Source organism: Streptomyces sp. NPDC002125 (assembly GCF_053593715.1).
Genome location: NZ_JBSFDD010000023.1, coordinates 42,080 through 58,462, shown reverse-complemented (window position 1 = coordinate 58,462; position 16,383 = coordinate 42,080). Strand labels below are relative to the sequence as shown.

The 16,383-nt window shown below is 71.3% G+C and carries 15 protein-coding genes; 7 read left to right on the top strand and 8 right to left on the bottom strand.

What is annotated here, in order from left to right; all coding sequences use genetic code 11:
• Positions 1–56: 56 nt before the first annotated feature.
• Positions 57–1,202, bottom strand: coding sequence for a cystathionine gamma-synthase (locus tag ACWCQM_RS30470; protein WP_267073938.1), 1,146 nt, complete (start codon positions 1,200–1,202; stop codon positions 57–59).
• A gap of 79 nt (positions 1,203–1,281) precedes the next feature.
• Here ACWCQM_RS30470 and ACWCQM_RS30465 point away from each other — a divergent pair, with 79 nt between their 5' ends.
• From ACWCQM_RS30465 to adhP, 4 genes are all read left to right on the top strand, one after another.
• The gene (locus ACWCQM_RS30465) at positions 1,282–2,385 is read left to right on the top strand and encodes a hypothetical protein (RefSeq protein WP_450918299.1); all 1,104 of its coding nucleotides are present in this window, start codon (positions 1,282–1,284) and stop codon (positions 2,383–2,385) included.
• Positions 2,386–2,416: 31 nt separating this feature from the next.
• Positions 2,417–2,575, top strand: coding sequence for a hypothetical protein (locus tag ACWCQM_RS30460; protein ID WP_450918298.1), 159 nt, complete (start codon positions 2,417–2,419; stop codon positions 2,573–2,575).
• 69 nt (positions 2,576–2,644) lie between these two features.
• The gene (gene msrA / locus ACWCQM_RS30455; protein ID WP_450918297.1) at positions 2,645–3,349 is read left to right on the top strand and encodes a peptide-methionine (S)-S-oxide reductase MsrA; all 705 of its coding nucleotides are present in this window, start codon (positions 2,645–2,647) and stop codon (positions 3,347–3,349) included.
• 207 nt (positions 3,350–3,556) lie between these two features.
• Positions 3,557–4,588, top strand: coding sequence for an alcohol dehydrogenase AdhP (gene adhP / locus ACWCQM_RS30450; RefSeq protein WP_450918296.1), 1,032 nt, complete (start codon positions 3,557–3,559; stop codon positions 4,586–4,588).
• A 61-nt stretch (positions 4,589–4,649) separates the two neighbouring features.
• On the opposite strand, the gene ACWCQM_RS30445 is transcribed toward adhP, so the two are convergent.
• Both ACWCQM_RS30445 and ACWCQM_RS30440 read right to left on the bottom strand, forming a co-directional pair.
• Entirely contained in the window at positions 4,650–5,015 is a 366-nt protein-coding gene (locus ACWCQM_RS30445; RefSeq protein ID WP_450918295.1) for a helix-turn-helix domain-containing protein, read from the bottom strand.
• 137 nt (positions 5,016–5,152) lie between these two features.
• Positions 5,153–6,082, bottom strand: coding sequence for an NAD(P)-dependent oxidoreductase (locus ACWCQM_RS30440; RefSeq protein WP_450918294.1), 930 nt, complete (start codon positions 6,080–6,082; stop codon positions 5,153–5,155).
• 83 nt (positions 6,083–6,165) lie between these two features.
• Here ACWCQM_RS30440 and ACWCQM_RS30435 point away from each other — a divergent pair, with 83 nt between their 5' ends.
• Positions 6,166–6,537: a winged helix-turn-helix transcriptional regulator gene (locus ACWCQM_RS30435; RefSeq protein WP_450918293.1), complete on the top strand. Its 372-nt coding sequence runs from the start codon at positions 6,166–6,168 to the stop codon at positions 6,535–6,537.
• Between the two features lie 92 nt (positions 6,538–6,629).
• Here the strand turns inward: ACWCQM_RS30435 and ACWCQM_RS30430 are convergent, their stop codons facing one another.
• A complete protein-coding gene (locus tag ACWCQM_RS30430; protein ID WP_450918292.1) occupies positions 6,630–8,072 on the bottom strand; it encodes an RICIN domain-containing protein in 1,443 nt (480 codons plus the stop codon).
• Positions 8,073–8,362: 290 nt separating this feature from the next.
• Between ACWCQM_RS30430 and ACWCQM_RS30425 the strand changes: the two genes are divergently transcribed.
• Both ACWCQM_RS30425 and ACWCQM_RS30420 read left to right on the top strand, forming a co-directional pair.
• A complete protein-coding gene (locus ACWCQM_RS30425) occupies positions 8,363–10,522 on the top strand; it encodes a sigma-70 family RNA polymerase sigma factor (RefSeq protein WP_450918291.1) in 2,160 nt (719 codons plus the stop codon).
• Positions 10,523–10,547: 25 nt separating this feature from the next.
• Positions 10,548–10,925, top strand: coding sequence for a YrdB family protein (locus tag ACWCQM_RS30420; protein WP_267073946.1), 378 nt, complete (start codon positions 10,548–10,550; stop codon positions 10,923–10,925).
• Between the two features lie 100 nt (positions 10,926–11,025).
• On the opposite strand, the gene gdhA is transcribed toward ACWCQM_RS30420, so the two are convergent.
• From gdhA to ACWCQM_RS30400, 4 genes are all read right to left on the bottom strand, one after another.
• Positions 11,026–12,411, bottom strand: coding sequence for an NADP-specific glutamate dehydrogenase (gene gdhA / locus ACWCQM_RS30415; RefSeq protein WP_450918290.1), 1,386 nt, complete (start codon positions 12,409–12,411; stop codon positions 11,026–11,028).
• 295 nt (positions 12,412–12,706) lie between these two features.
• Positions 12,707–13,390, bottom strand: coding sequence for an ABC transporter ATP-binding protein (locus ACWCQM_RS30410; protein ID WP_073744565.1), 684 nt, complete (start codon positions 13,388–13,390; stop codon positions 12,707–12,709).
• Positions 13,391–13,437: 47 nt separating this feature from the next.
• Positions 13,438–14,919, bottom strand: a complete 1,482-nt coding sequence (locus ACWCQM_RS30405) for an ABC transporter permease (protein ID WP_450918289.1) — start codon at positions 14,917–14,919, stop codon at positions 13,438–13,440.
• A 142-nt stretch (positions 14,920–15,061) separates the two neighbouring features.
• Positions 15,062–16,324, bottom strand: a complete 1,263-nt coding sequence (locus ACWCQM_RS30400; RefSeq protein ID WP_450918288.1) for a L,D-transpeptidase — start codon at positions 16,322–16,324, stop codon at positions 15,062–15,064.
• Between the last annotated feature and the right edge of the window lie 59 nt (positions 16,325–16,383).

Genomic DNA, 16,383 nt, shown 5'->3' with positions numbered 1-16,383 from the left:
CCGCCCGGCGGCCAGGAGCATGTCGCTCCTGGCCGCCGGGCATGAGGGCTGTCCCGTCAGCCGAGCGCCTGCGTCAGGTCGGCCAGCAGGTCGTCGGCGTTCTCGATGCCGACGGACAGCCGGACCAGGTCGGCGGGCACCTCCAGCGGGGAGCCGGCGGCGGAGGCGTGCGTCATGCGGCCGGGGTGCTCCAGGAGCGATTCGACGCCGCCGAGCGACTCACCGAGCGTGAAGAGCTTCGCCCTGTTGCAGACCTCGACCGCCGCCTCCTCGCCGCCCGCGACCCGGAACGACACCATCCCGCCGAAGGCCTTCATCTGCTTGGCGGCGACCTCGTGTCCGGGGTGCTCCGGCAGCCCCGGGTAGAGGACCTGGGTCACCTTGGGGTGCCGGGTCAGCAGGTCGGCGACCTTGGTGGCGTTCTCGTCGTGGCGGTCCATGCGCACCGCGAGGGTCTTGATGCCGCGCAGCACCAGCCACGCGTCGAAGGGCCCGGCGACGGCGCCCATCGCGTTCTGGTGGTAGGCGAGCTCCTCGGCCAGCTCCGGGTCGCTGACGACGAGCGCGCCGCCCACGACGTCCGAGTGGCCGCCCATGTACTTGGTGGTGGAGTGCACCACGACGTCGGCGCCGAGCGAGAGCGGCTGCTGGAGGTAGGGGCTGGCGAAGGTGTTGTCGACGACGAGCCGCGCACCCGCCTGCCGGGCCACTCCGGCGACGGCCGCGATGTCGGTGATCCCGAGCAGCGGGTTGGAGGGGGTCTCCACCCAGATCGCCTTGGTCCGGGGGGTGATCGCCGCACGGACGGCGCCGATGTCCGAGGTGTCGGCGACCGAGAACTCCACGCCCCAGCGCGAGGCGACCTTCGCGAACAGCCGGAACGTGCCGCCGTAGGCGTCGTTCGGGATGACGACGTGGTCGCCGGGGGTCAGCAGCGTACGCAGGAGGCAGTCCTCGGCGGCGAGCCCCGACGCGAAGGCGAGCCCGCGCCGGCCGCCCTCCAGCGCCGCGAGGTTCTCCTCCAGCGCGGTGCGCGTCGGGTTGGCGCTGCGGCTGTACTCGTAGCCGCCGCGCAGTCCGCCGACACCGTCCTGCTTGTACGTGGACACCTGGTAGATCGGGGGGACCACTGCGCCGGTGAGGGGATCCGCCGTGTTGCCGGCGTGGATCGCGAGGGTCTCGAAGCTGTGCTGGTCGCTCATGGGGCCCGAGCGTAGTTCGTCCGACGGGTGGTTACGGGCCACTCGCCGCTCCGTTACCCGTCCGGGGACAATGGGCCGCATGGAGATTCTCTGGTTCCTGCTCGCCGTGTGCATGCTCGTCGCTGTCGTCGGCCCGCTCATGCTGCGCCGCCGTGGCGGAATCCGCCAGGTCGCGCCCGGTTCGCCCGACGCCGCCGACCCGGACACATACGGCTTCGCGCGCCAGGAGGAGCTGGACGTCCGGATGCCCGGGCCCGACCAGGACCTCCTCGATGTGCTCGACGTCGTGCAGCGCACCCAGGAGTGGCGGGCCGCCTCGCAGCTGCTCGCGGGCACGCCCAAGGAGGGCGAGACCCGCTGGCAGCGGGTGCAGGCGTTCGCCGGCGCGGCGTCGCTGGAGCTGGCCCGGCAGCCCGGCACGGGCGGCGCGTGGCTGAGGGCGTGGCGGGCCGAGGCCCCGAAGGACGCGGGCGCCGCGGCGGTGCACGCGGAGTTCCTGGTGCAGCAGGCGTGGCGCACGGGCACGGTGGGCACCGACGACTTCCGGATCATCCTGGAGGAGGCCCGCGCGGTCTGCGGCGAGGCCGCCCTGCTGGCGCCGGGCGACCCCGTGCCGTACATCGTGGAGCTGGCCGCCGCCCGGGGACTGGGCTATTCCCACGAGCAGTTCGACCAGCTCTGGGCGAAGATCATCGACCGCGCGCCCGCGCACATGGGGGCGCACATCGCGGCGCTGCACTTCTGGTGCGAGAAGTGGCACGGTTCCCGCGAGGAGGCCGACCGCTTCGCGACGACGGCCGCCGCCCGCGCCCCGCAGGGCTCGCTGCTCGCCGCGCTGCCGCTGTTCGCGGTGTACGAGCATCTGCCCGAGGTCAATCTGGTGCAGGGCTTCTACCGGGGCGTCGTCGTGACGAAGGCGGTCGAGGGCGCGATGTTCGCCGTGCACGCGGCCCGCGCCGACGACCCGATGCTCGCGCATGTCCGGCACCTGCTGGTCCTCTTTCTCGTGCGCATGGAGCGCTGGTCGGAGGCGATGCACCAGCTCGTCCACATCGACGGGCACGTGGGCGCGCTGCCCTGGACCCAGAACCCGGACCCGGCCGCCGAGTACACGGTGTACCGCGCGCTGGCCGTCGCCGGGTACGAGGCGAACGGCGGCAGCCCCGCGACCCTGCCCCACTGACCCGCACTCCTCGGATTGGACCGGCACATCCATGGAACGACTGATCCCGCTGATCCTGCTGGGCCTCGCCGTCTTCTTCTGGCTGCGGACACGCAGGAAGACGGCCGCCTACCTGGCCTCCTACGAGTCGCCGGCGTCCGGCGTCCGCGAGGGTGACGAACGCCGCGATCCCCCGGCCCCCGCCGCCTGAGACCGTGGAATCCACGACGCCCCCGCGGCGTTGTACGGAGCGAACCCCGACCCCCGGAGGAGCCCCCGCATGTTCCTGACCCACCGCACACCGCAGCTCCCCACCCCCGAGGAGGCCCTGCGCGGCCGTCCCACCCCCGAATTCACGGTGCCGTCCCGCCACACGGTCCTCGGCAACCCGCTGACCGGCCCGTACCCGCAGGGCCTGGAGGTCGCCGACTTCGCGCTGGGCTGTTTCTGGGGCGCCGAGCGCAAGTTCTGGCAGACCGAGGGCGTCTGGACGACGCTCGTCGGCTACCAGGGCGGCTACACCGAGAACCCGTCGTACGAGGAGACCTGCTCGGGCCTGACGGGCCACACGGAGGCGGTCCGTGTCGTCTTCGACCCGAAGGTCGTGAGCTACGCCGAGCTCCTGAAGCTCTTCTGGGAGTCCCACAACCCGACCCAGGGCTTCCGCCAGGGCAACGACGTCGGCACGCAGTACCGCTCGGCGCTCTACACCCACTCCCCCGAGCAGGCGGAGGCGGCCGAGGCGTCCCGCGAGGCCTACCAGCAGGTGCTGACGGGCGCCGGCTACGGCACGATCACCACGGAGATCCTCCCGGCCGAGGGCCGCACCTTCTGGCCCGCCGAGGCGTACCACCAGCAGTATCTCGACAAGAACCCCGACGGTTACTGCGGCATCGGCGGCACGGGAGCCACCCTGGAGTCGCCCTCCGAGACGAACTGGGGCCGCGCCTGCCCGACGGGCATCGCGCCGGCGCCGGGGGCCTGACCGCAGGTTCCCGGGCCGTCCCCCGGCCCGCACGCACGGCATGCGCACCGTCCCCGGCACCCCCTGGTGCCGGGGACGGTGCGCATGCGGTACCGGCCGGCGATCACCTGGGCCTCACTCCGGCCACCGGTCGCGCCGGGTGCGGAGCCATCGCAGACTGCTGGTCAGGAACCAAGGATTCCCTCTCCCCCACTCGGAGGCTCCGCCATGCCGGTCATGAAGGCAGCAGTGGTCAAGGACTTCACGGCACCGCTCGTCATCGAGGAGGTGCCGCTCCCGGATCCCGGGCCCGGTCAGGCCCTGGTCAAGGTGCTCTACTCCGGCGTCTGCCACACCGATCTGCACGCGGCGCAGGGCGACTGGCCGGTGAAGCCCACGGTCCCCTTCATCCCGGGCCACGAGGGGGTGGGCGAGGTCGTCGCCGTCGGCGACGGGGTCTCGCGACTCAAGGCCGGCGACACCGTCGGCAACGCGTGGTTCTGGTCGGCCTGCGGGGCGTGCGAGTTCTGCGAGACCGGCCGGGAGACCCTCTGTCCCAACCAGCGGAACGGCGGCTACTCGGTCGACGGTTCCTTCGGCCAGTACATGCTGGTGGACGCCGCCTACGCCCCCGTGATCCCGCCGGGCGTGGACCTCTCGGCGGTCGCACCGATCCTCTGCGCGGGGGTGACGGTCTACAAGGGCCTCAAGGAGTCCGAGGTGAAGCCGGGCCAGTGGGTGCTCATCTCGGGAATCGGCGGCCTCGGCCACATCGCGGTGCAGTACGCGCGTGCCATGGGGATGCGGGTGGTCGCCGTCGACGTCTCGGACGAGAAGTGCGCGCTGGCCCGCCGCCACGGCGCCGAACTGGCGGTCAACGCGCTCACCGTCCCCGACCCGGCCGCCGCGATCCAGGAGTTCACCGGGGGCGGGGTGCACGGCGGGCTGGTGACCGCCGTCAACGGGGCGGCGTTCTCCCAGGCCGTGGGCGCACTGCGGCGGGGCGGGACGCTCTCGCTGGTGGGGCTGCCGCCCGAGCAGTTCCCGCTGGACATCTTCTCCACCGTGCTGTTCGGCCTGACAGTCCGGGGTTCGATCGTGGGGACCCGCGCCGACCTGTCGGAGGCCATCGACTTCTTCGCGCGGGGCCTGATCGAGCCGACGTACACCGTCCGGCCGCTGGCCGACATCAACGAGATCCTGGCCGAGATGACCGCGGGGCGCATCGACGGCCGCGTGGTGATGGACATGAGCCACTGACGAGCGCGCCCCTGGTGGCGCGGCCCGGGTCCGAGCGCCTCCCCCTGGGCGCGCCGCCCGCTCAGGCGGCCAGCAGCACCCCGCCCATGGGGCCCCCGACGGGAGCCGTCCGCCTCTGTCGGGCGAGCTCCGTCCCGGCCAGGGACAGCACGTCAGCCAGCCCGAGCCCGAGCGAACGGGCCGCCGCGGCGAGCACCTCGGACGAGGCCTCCTTGCGTCCGCGCTCGATCTCGGAGAGGTACGGCACGGAGATCCGGGCGGCCTCGGCCACGTCCTTGAGCGTCCGCTCCTGCGTGAGGCGCTCCCGGCGCAGGACGTCGCCGACGACGTCCCGCCAGAGGGGCTCCTTGGCAGGGGCGGGCCCCGGTGTCGCGGGGACGGGACGCAGAGGGATGACGCGGGCCCGGTTCGATGCGTGGCTGCTCATCGCTCCAGCCTAGGAGCGGTGCGCCCGGCGCGGGTGGGGAAGCCGCTGCGCGCCGGGCGGATCTGCTGTCGGCAGAACGGTCACCGTTCCCGGGTCCCGAAGACGCGGGTCCCGAAGACGCGGGTCCCGAAGACACGTCACGGGGCGGGCTCCGAGCGGCGCGGTGCACGGATGCCGTCGATGATGCGCGTCCAGTTGTCGCCTCCGTGTCCGTCGTCGATCGCGCGCCGGTAGTGGGTCCGCACCGCCAGCGGGAGCGCGAGGTCCAGGCCGAGCGACCTGCTGGCGTCGACGATGTGGTCGGCCGTCGCACCCATCATGGTGACCGTGCTGAGGTCGCCGGGGTGCTCCCCGGCGTCCAGCGCGGCGCCGGGGCTGTCCTCGCCGGCCCGCATGATGTCGCCGGTCGAGTCGGCGGTGGCGAGCAGTTCCGGCAGCACATCCCGTGCCTTCAGCCCCGCCGCCCCCAGCATCGCGGTGGCGTGCATCAGTCCGGACAGCGTGGTGAGGAAGACGGTGAGCTGCGCCTGGTACATCAGCTGGGCGAGACCCGGGTCCTCGCCCACGTACCTGGGTGTGCCGAGCAGTGCCAGAGCCGGCTGATGGGTGCGCATCGCCTCGCCGGGCCCGCTGTAGTAGACGTAGGCGGCTTCGGTGCCGACCATCGGCGCGGGGACCATGACACCTCCGGTGAGGAAGGTGGCCCCGTGGCCTGCCGCCCAGGTGGCCGCCTCCCGGGTCCGCTCGGGGGTGTCGGAGCTCAGGTTGACCAGAGTCCGGCCGGCGAGCGATCCGGTGGCGCTGCCGAGGATGTCGTACATCGCCTGGTAGTCGGTGAGGCTGAGGAGCACGAGGCCGCTCTTCTCGACCGCCTCGCGGGGTGTCCCGGCGAGCGTCGCTCCGTCGGCGACGACGCCGTCGGCCCGGCCCGGGGTGCGGTTCCAGACGGTGACGTGGTGGCCGGCGGCGAGAAGCGTGCGCGTCATGGCCTGGCCCATCGGGCCGAGCCCGATCACGGTGACAGCGGCGCTGCCCTGACGGGGGGTGAGGTTCTGTGGCTCGTTCACCCCTCCATGCTCGGCGAGCGTCATTACTCTCGGAAGTACCCACTATTTACTGCGGTACTTACCATTGAGTTAGGGGATCACCGATGGCCAAGGTGCCGAGACGCGGGCCTTACATCTGCGGTATCGACGCGGCGCTCGATGTGGTGAGCGGCAAGTGGAAGGGGCTGATCCTCTGGGAGCTCGACGCCCACGGGGTGCGCCGCTTCAGTGAGTTGCGCCGCGGCCTGGCGGGGGTGAGCGAGAAGATGCTGACGCAGCACCTGCGCGAGATGGAGGAGGACGGCCTCGTGCACCGGAAGGTGTACGCCGAGGTGCCGCCGCGGGTCGAGTACTCCCTCACCGAGCACGGGCACACGCTCAATCAGGCGCTGGCGCCACTCGGGATGTGGGGGACCGAGCGGACGCGTCGCGAACGGCTCGAAGCGGTCGATGTGGCTGCCGGCTTCCCCACCTGAGCTCGCATCGCACCGGGCCCGGCACGGGACACGCTCTGTCCCGTACCGGGCCCGTGCGACGGACGGCGGCATGACGTCTGCCGCCGGGCGGCTCAGCCGCCGATGCTGCTCTGCGGTCCGGCGTACTGCTTGAGCAGGGAGGGGACGTCCGCGGCCGGGTCCAGGGTGTAGCTGTAGTGGTCACCCGGCTTGAACGTCGTCCCGTTGGTCTGCTGCTTGCCGGTGCAGGAGACGCAGATGCTGCCGGTCTGGGTGAGGGACGCGGCAGTGGTGTCGGGGTAGTACGGGTTGTTGACGCTCTGGTAGTAGCTGTTCTCGATGACGGTCTTCGAGGCCCCGCGTGACAGGTTCCCGTACGACGTCACGTTCTGCATGTAGTTGTTGTAGAGGTGCGCGTAGGCGACGTTGTCGATGCTGGGGTTGCGCTGGTTGGTGTCGTGGATCCAGTTGTGGTGGATCGTCATCCGCGCGGTGACGTTCTCCGTCCAGCCGATGCCGAAGGCCTTGTTCTGCTCGCCCATGACGTTCCAGGAAACGGTCAGGTAGCTGGTGTCCTTGCGGCTGTCGATGAGCCCGTCGTTCATCCGCTCGATGCGGTTGTGGTCGATCCATATGTGGTCGGCGGTGTCCATCTGGATACCGTCGTAGTCGTAGTCCTTGTCATCGGGGTCGTCCTCGGTCATCCGGGTGTCGCGGATGGTGAGGTTACGGATGATGACGTTGTGGATGCCGGTGCCGAGGAAGAAGCCGCCGCCGACGATCTGGCCCGAGGTACCGACGCCGATGATCGTCTTGTCGGACTTGACCGGTATCTCATGGCCGTACGGGCTGACCGTGATCGCGGCGGCCACCTTGATCACATAGGGGGTCGTGGCGGTGGCGTACTTCACCAGGTCCGCGTAGTTCGTCACGGTGACGGTCGGGCCGGCCGCCCCACCCGTGGTGCCGCCCCCGGTGGAGGCGAAGCCGTCGGCCTTGTCGGACCAGGTGCGCCCGGAGACCGACGTGAAGGCCCACTGCTTGTTGCTGTTGGCGGTGCAGGTCTCCTGGATGATCGCGGCACCACTGGCCGTGGAGGCGTCCTTGAGACTCATGCACAGACCGCTGTTCACGTTGATGACCTGGAACGTGTCCGTCCCGCTCGCCGTCAGCGTCCACTGCTGGTTGGCCTGACTGGCGCAGCCCCACTGCTGGAGCTGCACCCCGCTCACCTTCGAACCGGCAGGCACATCCACGCACTTACCGCTCGACTTGTTCACCAGCCGGTACACGCCCGACCCGTCCGCCGTCAGCGTGAACTGCTGCCACGCAGCACCCTCCGTACACCCCCACTGCTGCAACAGCGCACCGTTCGCCGACGACGCCCCGGGCACGTCGACGCACTTCCCGCTCTTCTTCACCGCCAGCTGATACACACCCCCCGCCGACGGCAGCGCCGCGGCGCCCGCCGGAGCAGCCAGCGCTCCCGCCAGGACACCCCCCAGCACGATCGCGACGGCCGGTGCACGCCGCCGCCTGTTCGGTTTCTCGGTCATCGTTCGCTCCTTCGGATGGGCCGGACCATGCGGTGCTGTGAGCCGCAGTGCCCGGGTAGATGCGTGGGGCGGGTGTGGATGACAGAAATCCGGAAGAAACTTTTTCCGCGACGGGGAGCCGGTACCGGCGGGACGGCTGCGCCGCAGGTGACGGCGGTGGCGGGAGCGACAACTTCTTTACGGCTTCCGGCCCTTGTGCCACGATGCCTGCCTCTGGGCCCGGGTCGGCAGGTCCACATCAGCGAGGGCGCCGGTGACCGGCCGCGAAGCGAGTGAGGAGCCGTGACGGGATGACGGACAGCGGGACCGGCCGGGCGGTGCGCGACACACCGGGGCTGGTCGGTGACGCCCGCAGGGGTGACGCCCGGGCCCTGGAGGAACTCCTCGCCGCACACCTGCCGTTGGTATACGGAATCGTCGGGCGGGCGCTGAACGGGCACGCGGATGTCGACGATCTCGTGCAGGAGGTCATGCTGCGGATCGTCCGCGCGCTGCCGTCACTGCGCGAGCCGGAGCGGTTCCGTTCCTGGGCGGTGGCCATCGCCTACCGGGAGGTGCAGCAGTACCAGCGGCGTACGGCCCGCGACCGGCTCAACGGACACGAGGTGGAGAACGTCGCGGATCCGCTCACCGACTTCGCCGAACGCACCGTGGCCGAGCTCGAACTCTCGGGCCAGCGACGGGATCTGGCCCTCGCGGCACGCTGGCTGGACGAGGACGACCGGCGGCTGCTCGCCCTGTGGTGGGAGGAGGAGGCGGGCCGCATCGCCCGTGCCGACGTCGCCCACGCCATCGGTCTGAACGCCCGGCACACCGCCGTACGGGTCCGCCGCATGAAGCTGCGGCTGGAGGAGGCCCGTACGGTCGTACGCGCCCTCGCCGTCACCCCCCGCTGTCCCGGCCTGGCCGAGGCCACTCAGGGCTGGGACGGCGGCACGGGCGCGCTCTGGCGCAAGCGGCTCACCCGCCATGTTCGCGAGTGCCCGCAGTGCGGGGCGCAGGGGACGGGCCTGGTCGCCCCGGAGAAGCTGCTGCCGGGGCTCGGGCTGCTGCCGGTGCCCGGCGGGCTGGCGGAAGGCGTACGCACCACGGCGGAGGCGGCCTCCCTGCTCGGGCAGGCGGCCACCGGCCGGGTGCACGATCTGCTGCACCACCTCACGGCCAAATCGGTCGCGGCGTCGGCGGCGGCGCTCGCCGTGGCGGCCGGGGCGCTGACCTATCCGGTGTGGCACTCCCCGGCCCCCGCACCACGTGCCGCGCCCCCTGCGGTGAGCCGCCCCGCGCAGCCGGCGGCCACGGTCCCCGCGACGCCCTCCCGGAGGCCCACCGCCTCGCCGTCGGCGTCGGCGTCCGCGTCCCCGGCGGCGCGCGCCGAGCGCCGGACGGGCACGGCGATCGGTGTGACCAGCGCCGACATCTATCTGGCGCCCGACGGTTCGGACGACGGGGACGGCAGCCGGGCCCGTCCCTACGCCACGCTGGCCAAGGCCGCCTCCGTCGTACGCCCCGGTCAGACGATCGCGCTGCGCGGCGGGACCTACCGCCCCACCGAGGAGACGTCCCTGACCACGGACGGCACAACGGACCGGCGCATCACGCTCAGCAACTACCGGGGCGAGCGGCCCGTCATCGACGCCTCCGGGCTGCCGGCCTCCTCCTGGGCCGTCACGCAGGAGGCGGACAACTGGACCGTGCAGGGCCTGGAGATCCGGGGCTCGGCAAGTCACGCGTACGTCTGCGTCGGCTGCCGGAACACCGTCTTCCGCGGCCTGTCCATGCACGGCAACGCGGAGTCCGGGCTCACCCTGCGCGACGCGGGCACCGAGAACAACACCGTGCTGGACAGCGACTTCTACGCCAACGGGCCCGGCGACGCGGGCGGTGTCGGCCTGGCGGTCAAGTTCGGTTCGGGCAGCGGGAACACGGTGAGCGGCTGCCGTGCGTACGGCAACGGAGCGGACGGGATCGACCTCGGCGGCTTCACCAGCCCGGTGACCGTGCGCGGCTCCTGGTCCTACCGCAACGGCAACGGCTTCACGCTCGGTGGCGGCCACACCTCGGCCTCCGTCGCCCATGTGCTCGTCGACGACGCGGCCTGGGACAACGCCGGGCACGGCTTCAACGACGAGGGGAACCCGGGCGCGGTCCGCCTCACCCGCAACACGGCTTTCCGCAACGGCACGAACTTCCATCTGCCGACCGCCGCCTCCGTGCTGAGCTCCAACGCGGCGGTGGACAGCGACGAGGGGCGGGACGCGGTGCTCGCGGATTCCGCCAGCTCCGAGGGCAACACCTGGGACGGCGGCGCCGCGCCGGTGTTCACCACCACCGACCCGTCCACCGCCGAGGCGGCGCGTGCGGCCGACGCGACCCTGCCCCGTACCGCGTTCCTCACCTCGTCCGGCACCGCGCCGGGCGCCCGTATGACACCCCAGGGGGACCCGTCGTGAGGGTCCCCGTGCGAGAGGACTCCGTATGACGGCGGGCAATGACCACCGCGCTCTCCCGTGGGACCGCCCCTGGTTCGCGGCGAACGAGGTGCTGGCGTTCGTCCTGGAGCTGGTCGCGATCGGCGCTCTGGCCTGGTGGGGCTTCACGGCGCCGGAGGGTGCGGCGGCGTCGGCGGCCCTGGGCATCGGGACACCGGCGGCGGCCGTGGCGCTGTGGGGCCTGTTCGCCGCGCCCCGCGCCCGCTTCTCGCTGCCGCTCGCGGGGGTACTGGCCGTGAAGGCCCTGGTCCTCGGCGGCGGCGCGGCGGCGGTGTACGGGACGGGGCACCCCGTGGCTGCCTGGGTGCTGGCCGCGGTGACGGCGGCGAACACGGGCTGCGCGGAGTACTACAGGCGCCGGTAGCGTGCGTCCGGGGCCCCTCGGGCACCGCCCCGGCGCGGGTCGCGGGGGCGGGTGCCCGCCGCCCCCGCGACGCCGCACCGGCCCACGCGACGCCGTCCCGTCAGATCAGGCCCTGCGCCAGCATCGCGTCGGCGACGATCTCGAAGCCCGCGATGTTCGCGCCCACCACGTAGTTGCCGGGGCTGCCGTACTTCTCGGCGGTCGTGTGGCAGGAGTCATGGATGTGCCGCATGATCTCCGCGAGCCGCTCCTCGGTGTGGGCGAAGGTCCAGGAGTCGCGGGAGGCGTTCTGCTGCATCTCCAGGGCGCTGGTGGCCACGCCGCCCGCGTTGGCCGCCTTGCCGGGGGCGAAGGCGACGCCCGCCTCCTGGAGGACGTGGACGGCCTCCGGGGTGGTGGGCATGTTGGCGCCCTCGGCGACCGCCTTGACCCCGTTGCGCACGAGGGTCAGCGCGTCGGCCTCGTGGAGCTCGTTCTGGGTGGCGCAGGGCAGGGCCACGTCCACCGGGACGCTCCAGACGCCCGTACCGGCGACGTAGCGCACATGGTCGCCGCGCCGCTCGGCGTACTCGGAGATCCGGCCGCGGCCGGTCTCCTTGATCTCCTTGAGCAGGGCGAGGTCGATGCCCTTCTCGTCGACGACGTAACCACCCGAGTCGGAGCAGGTCACGACGGTCGCGCCGAGCTGCTGGGCCTTCTCGATGGCGTAGATGGCCACGTTGCCGGAGCCGGACACCGCGATGCGCTGGCCGTCGAGGGACTCGCCGCGTACCCGCAGCATCTCGGCGGTGAACAGGACGCAGCCGTAGCCGGTCGCCTCGGTGCGGGCCTGGGCGCCGCCCCAGCCGAGGCCCTTTCCGGTGAGCACTCCGGACTCGTAGCGGTTGGTGATCCGCTTGTACTGGCCGAAGAGGTAGCCGATCTCCCGGCCGCCGACGCCGATGTCACCGGCGGGGACGTCGGTGTACTCCCCGAGGTGGCGGTGGAGTTCGGTCATGAAGGACTGGCAGAAGCGCATGACCTCGGCATCGGAGCGCCCCTTGGGGTCGAAGTCCGCGCCGCCCTTGCCGCCGCCGATGGGCATGCCGGTGAGGGCGTTCTTGAAGATCTGCTCGAAGCCGAGGAACTTCACGATGCCGAGGTTGACCGAGGGGTGGAAGCGCAGCCCGCCCTTGTAGGGACCGAGGGCGCTGGAGAACTCGACGCGGAAGCCGCGGTTGACGTGGATGTCGCCGGCGTCGTCCGACCACGGCACCCGGAAGATCAGCTGGCGCTCGGGCTCGCAGATCCGCTCGATGATCCGGGCGTCGACGAACTCCGGCCGCTGTGCCAGCACGGGGCCGAGGGTTTCGAGGACCTCGCGCACCGCCTGATGGAACTCCAGCTCGCCCTGGTTGCGCCGCAGGATCTCCGCGTAGAGCGGCTCGATGACACGGTTCGCGGCGGTGTGCGCGGTGAGGGAGAGGGAGTCGGAGCTGGCCGGCATCTGATCAAGACCTTCCGTGGGTGGGCTCGTGCGCGTCGGCGCTCCCTGTCCCCGGAGACGCCTGCGGCCCGTGGGGGCCGGTTGCACCCGCCAAGTCTGGCAGCGCGGCCCGGTCCCGCCGGAGCGACATCCACGGAGTGGGCAGGGTTGTTCGCCCTGATATATGGCCTTGTATACGACTAAGTCCGCTCCCTGGGGAGCGGACGGACCGTGCGGATACCACCACGGGGGACCCGTACGGGTGACGGACCTCACAGCCGGAAAGCCATGGCCGTGAGGTCCGTGCCGCCGTGGTTCAGGCCGCCGCGTTCTCCGTGACGGTGACCTTCCCCTTGCGGATGGTCGCCACCCTCGGGGCCTTGCGGGCGAGGGAGCTGTCGTGGGTGACCATCACGAAGGTGAGCCCGTGCTCCTTCCACAGCCCGTCGAGCAGCTCCATGATCTCGTCGCGCATGGACTCGTCGAGGTTGCCGGTCGGCTCGTCGGCGAGCAGCACCTTCGGCCGCTTGACCAGGGCCCGGGCGATGGCGACGCGCTGCTGCTGGCCGCCGGACATCTCGCTCGGCAGGTGGGTGGGGCGGTCGCCGAGGCCGACGGACTCCAGGGCCTCGGCGGCGCGCTCACGGCGGGCCTTCGCGCCGATCCCGAGGGGGACGAGCGCGGTCTCGACGTTCTCCTGGGCGGTGAGCGTCGGGATCAGGTTGAAGCTCTGGAAGACGAATCCGATGGACTCGGCTCGCACCTTGGTGAGCCGGGACTCGGGGAGCTTCGCCAGGTCGACACCGTCGAGCTCGATGGTGCCGGAGGTGGGCCGGTCCAGTCCGCCGAGCATCTGCAGGAGCGTGGACTTGCCCCCGCCGGTGGGACCCTGGATGACGAGCCGGCCGCCGTCCTCGATGGTCAGATCGACACCGGCGAGCGCGTCGACGGGGCTCTTGCCGCGCATGTAGCGCTTGGTGACGCCCTTGAGCTGATACACGTGTGGACTCCTGCTGTACGTACGGGAGGGGAGGGGCGGAGCGGGTGTCACGCGACGCGGCGCAGCGCGTCTGCCGGCCGCAGCCGGGAGGCCCGCCAGCCGCCGAAGGCTCCCGCGATCAGTCCGCCCGCGACCGCCAGGACGACGGCGACGAGGATCGTGCTGAGGGAGACCGGTGCGGTGAGTGCGATGTCGAGGGTCTTGGCCGCGGTCTGACGGCCGGGGCCGCCGCCCATCGGGCCTCCGCCGCCCATGCCGCCGCCACCGCCGCCCCCGCCGGAGGAGCCGAGCTGTGCGGTGAGGGTGGGGCTGATGGCGGTCACGACGTACGCGCCCGCGAGGCCGATGGCGATGCCGAGGACGCCGCCCATCAGGCCGTTGACGAGGGCCTCACCGATGACCTGGCGGGTGACCCGGCCGCTCTTCCAGCCGAGGGCCTTGAGGGTGCCGAACTCCCGGACGCGGCGGCTGACCGCGGAGGAGGTGAGCAGGCCGGCGACGAGGAACGCGGCGACCAGCACGGCGATGGAGAGCCACTTGCCGACGCTGGAGGCCAGGTCGGAGGCGGTGGAGAGGGAGCCGGAGACCGTGTCGGCCAGGTCGGCGGAGGTGGTGACCGTCGTGCCCGAGATGTTCTTCTGGATGGCGGCCTTGACGGTGTCGATCTGCTGCGAGTCCGCGGCCTGGACGTAGACCGTGGTGACCTTGTCCTTGGAGTCGGCGACGGTCTGCGCCTGCTTCAGCGGGATGTAGACGTTGGCCGCCGCGTCGCCGCTGTCCGCGGTGGAGACGCCGACGATCTTGTACGTGGTGCCGGAGATGGTGACGGTCTTGCCGACCGCGAGCTCCTTCTCCTTGGCGTAGGCGGAGTCGACGACCGCGACCTTGGCGTCCGTCTCGGTGGCCTTGAACGTCCGGCCCTTGGTGATCTTGGAGGAGGTCAGCGGGCCGAGGCCCTGCTGGGTGACGTCGGTGCCGTACACGGTGAAGGAGTTGACGTCGAATGACGCTCCGCCGCCCCGGACCTCACCCTGCGGCTGCCCGCCGCCCTGGCCGCCGCCGGGCCCGCCCTGGCCGGAGCCCGAGCTGCCCGAGCTCTCGTCCTGCTTGAACTGGCCCCGGGTGAACTGGCCGTCCACCTTCATGACCGTCAGGCTGAGCCCGCCGACCGCGTCCGCGACACCGGTCTGCTTGCCGACCTTGTCGACGGTGCTGGCGGCCAGCGTCTGGAAGCCCTGGACCATGACCCGGTCGGTGCTCTGGGTCTCGTCCTCGTCGTCCTGGGCGTCGAACTCGAACCGGGGCCGCTCGTTGCCCCCGGAGCCCGGGGCGGCCGCCGCCTTGGTCACCGTCATGTCGGTGCCGAGCCCGTACAGCGACTGGAGGACCTTGTCCTGGGCCTTGCTCATGCCCGAGGAGACGGAGCTGACGATGATGACCAGCGCAATACCGAGGGCGAGCCCCGAGGCGACGACGAGCGCCGCCTTTCTGCGGCGGCGCAGCTCGCGCCGGAGGTAGGTGAAGAACATGGCGCGAAGATATGGACCGGGTGTGATGAGGAGTTAAGTCTCCGATGAGAGCAGCATGAGAACGCGTACGACGAAGGCGGCGGCGCCCGGGTCGTCCGGGTGCCGCCGCCTTCGTGCGGGGAAAGGGGTGCCTGCTACGGGATCAGGAGCCGGCGGTCCACTCCGACCAGCTCATGTTCCAGCCGTTGAGGCCGTTGTCCGGGGCGATGGTCTTGTCCGGGGAGTTCTTGACGATCACCACGTCGCCGACCATGGAGTTGTTGTACAGCCAGGCGGCGGGGGTGTTCGGGTCGTCGGCGCCCTGGGTGTCGGAGAGGCCGACACAGCCGTGACTGGTGTTCGCGCTGCCGAAGATCGACTTGGCGCCCCAGTAGTTGCCGTGGATGAAGGTGCCCGACGTGGACAGCCGCATGGCGTGCGGCACGTCCTTGATGTCGTACTCGCCCTTGCCGTCGTCGTCCGTGAAGCCGACCGTCGCACCGTCCATGCGGGTCTCCTTGAACTTCTCGGAGATCACCATCTGGCCGTTGTACGTCGGGTTCTCGGAGGAACCGGCGGAGATCGGGATGGTCTTCACCGTCTTGCCGTCCCGGGTGACGGTCATGGTCTTCGCCTTGGCGTCCACGGTGGAGACCTGGTTGCGGCCGATCTTGAAGGTGACCGTCTTCTGCTGCACGCCCACGACGCCGTCGGCGCCCTCGACGCCGTCCAGCGCCAGCTTCAGCGTGACGGTGGAGCCGCCCTGCCAGTAGTCCTCGGGGCGCAGGTCGAGGCGCTGGTTGTTGAACCAGTGCCCGACGACTTCCTGGCCGCTGCTCGACGTCACGGTGATGCCGTCCTGGACGGCCTGCTTGTTCGTGATCGCCTTGTTGAAGTTGATCGAGACGGGCATGCCGACGCCGACGGTGGAGCCGTCCTCGGGGGTGAAGTTCCCGATGAAGCTGTTCTCGGGCGAGACCGTGGTGAAGGAGCTGTTGGCGTGCGCCTCACGGCCGTCCGAGTCGGCGGCCGTGGCGCTGATCCTGTACGTCGTCGAGCGCTCCAGCTGGCCGCTGGGCTTCCAGCTGGAACCGTCGGCCGCGAGGGTGCCCTCGACGGCGTCACCCGCCGACGTGGTCATGGTGACCTCGGTCAGCTTGCCCTTGGCGACGGTGACGATCGCGGCGTTGTTGATGCTCGCGTTGGTCGCACCGTTCTTCGGCGCGATCGTTATCTGCGCCTCGGAAGCGTCCTTCGCCGCGGCCTCGTCCACCTGCGCCTGTGACGTCTTCGAGCTCTCGGCGCTCGCGCCCGTGTTGCCGCCGTCGTCGCTACAGGCCGAAAGCACCAGTACGCCGCCGAGCAGTGCGGACGCGGCCATGAGGCCCCTGCGCCGCTTGCTGTCCGTCATCACACGCTTCTCCATCGTTGCCGATTCCCCAAGATCCCCGGACAGGGTCGCCCGACGGCGATTCCCCGTCAATG

Coding starts and splice junctions, on each gene's coding strand:
- ACWCQM_RS30435 (WP_450918293.1), top strand. CDS start 6,166: ATGGCCAAGGTGCCGAGACGCGGGCCTTACATCTGCGGTATCGACGCG.
- ACWCQM_RS30465 (WP_450918299.1), top strand. CDS start 1,282: ATGGAGATTCTCTGGTTCCTGCTCGCCGTGTGCATGCTCGTCGCTGTC.
- ACWCQM_RS30420 (WP_267073946.1), top strand. CDS start 10,548: ATGACGGCGGGCAATGACCACCGCGCTCTCCCGTGGGACCGCCCCTGG.
- ACWCQM_RS30460 (WP_450918298.1), top strand. CDS start 2,417: ATGGAACGACTGATCCCGCTGATCCTGCTGGGCCTCGCCGTCTTCTTC.
- ACWCQM_RS30400 (WP_450918288.1), bottom strand. CDS start 16,324: ATGGAGAAGCGTGTGATGACGGACAGCAAGCGGCGCAGGGGCCTCATG.
- ACWCQM_RS30405 (WP_450918289.1), bottom strand. CDS start 14,919: ATGTTCTTCACCTACCTCCGGCGCGAGCTGCGCCGCCGCAGAAAGGCG.
- ACWCQM_RS30425 (WP_450918291.1), top strand. CDS start 8,363: ATGACGGACAGCGGGACCGGCCGGGCGGTGCGCGACACACCGGGGCTG.
- adhP (WP_450918296.1), top strand. CDS start 3,557: ATGCCGGTCATGAAGGCAGCAGTGGTCAAGGACTTCACGGCACCGCTC.
- ACWCQM_RS30445 (WP_450918295.1), bottom strand. CDS start 5,015: ATGAGCAGCCACGCATCGAACCGGGCCCGCGTCATCCCTCTGCGTCCC.
- ACWCQM_RS30430 (WP_450918292.1), bottom strand. CDS start 8,072: ATGACCGAGAAACCGAACAGGCGGCGGCGTGCACCGGCCGTCGCGATC.
- msrA (WP_450918297.1), top strand. CDS start 2,645: ATGTTCCTGACCCACCGCACACCGCAGCTCCCCACCCCCGAGGAGGCC.
- gdhA (WP_450918290.1), bottom strand. CDS start 12,411: ATGCCGGCCAGCTCCGACTCCCTCTCCCTCACCGCGCACACCGCCGCG.
- ACWCQM_RS30470 (WP_267073938.1), bottom strand. CDS start 1,202: ATGAGCGACCAGCACAGCTTCGAGACCCTCGCGATCCACGCCGGCAAC.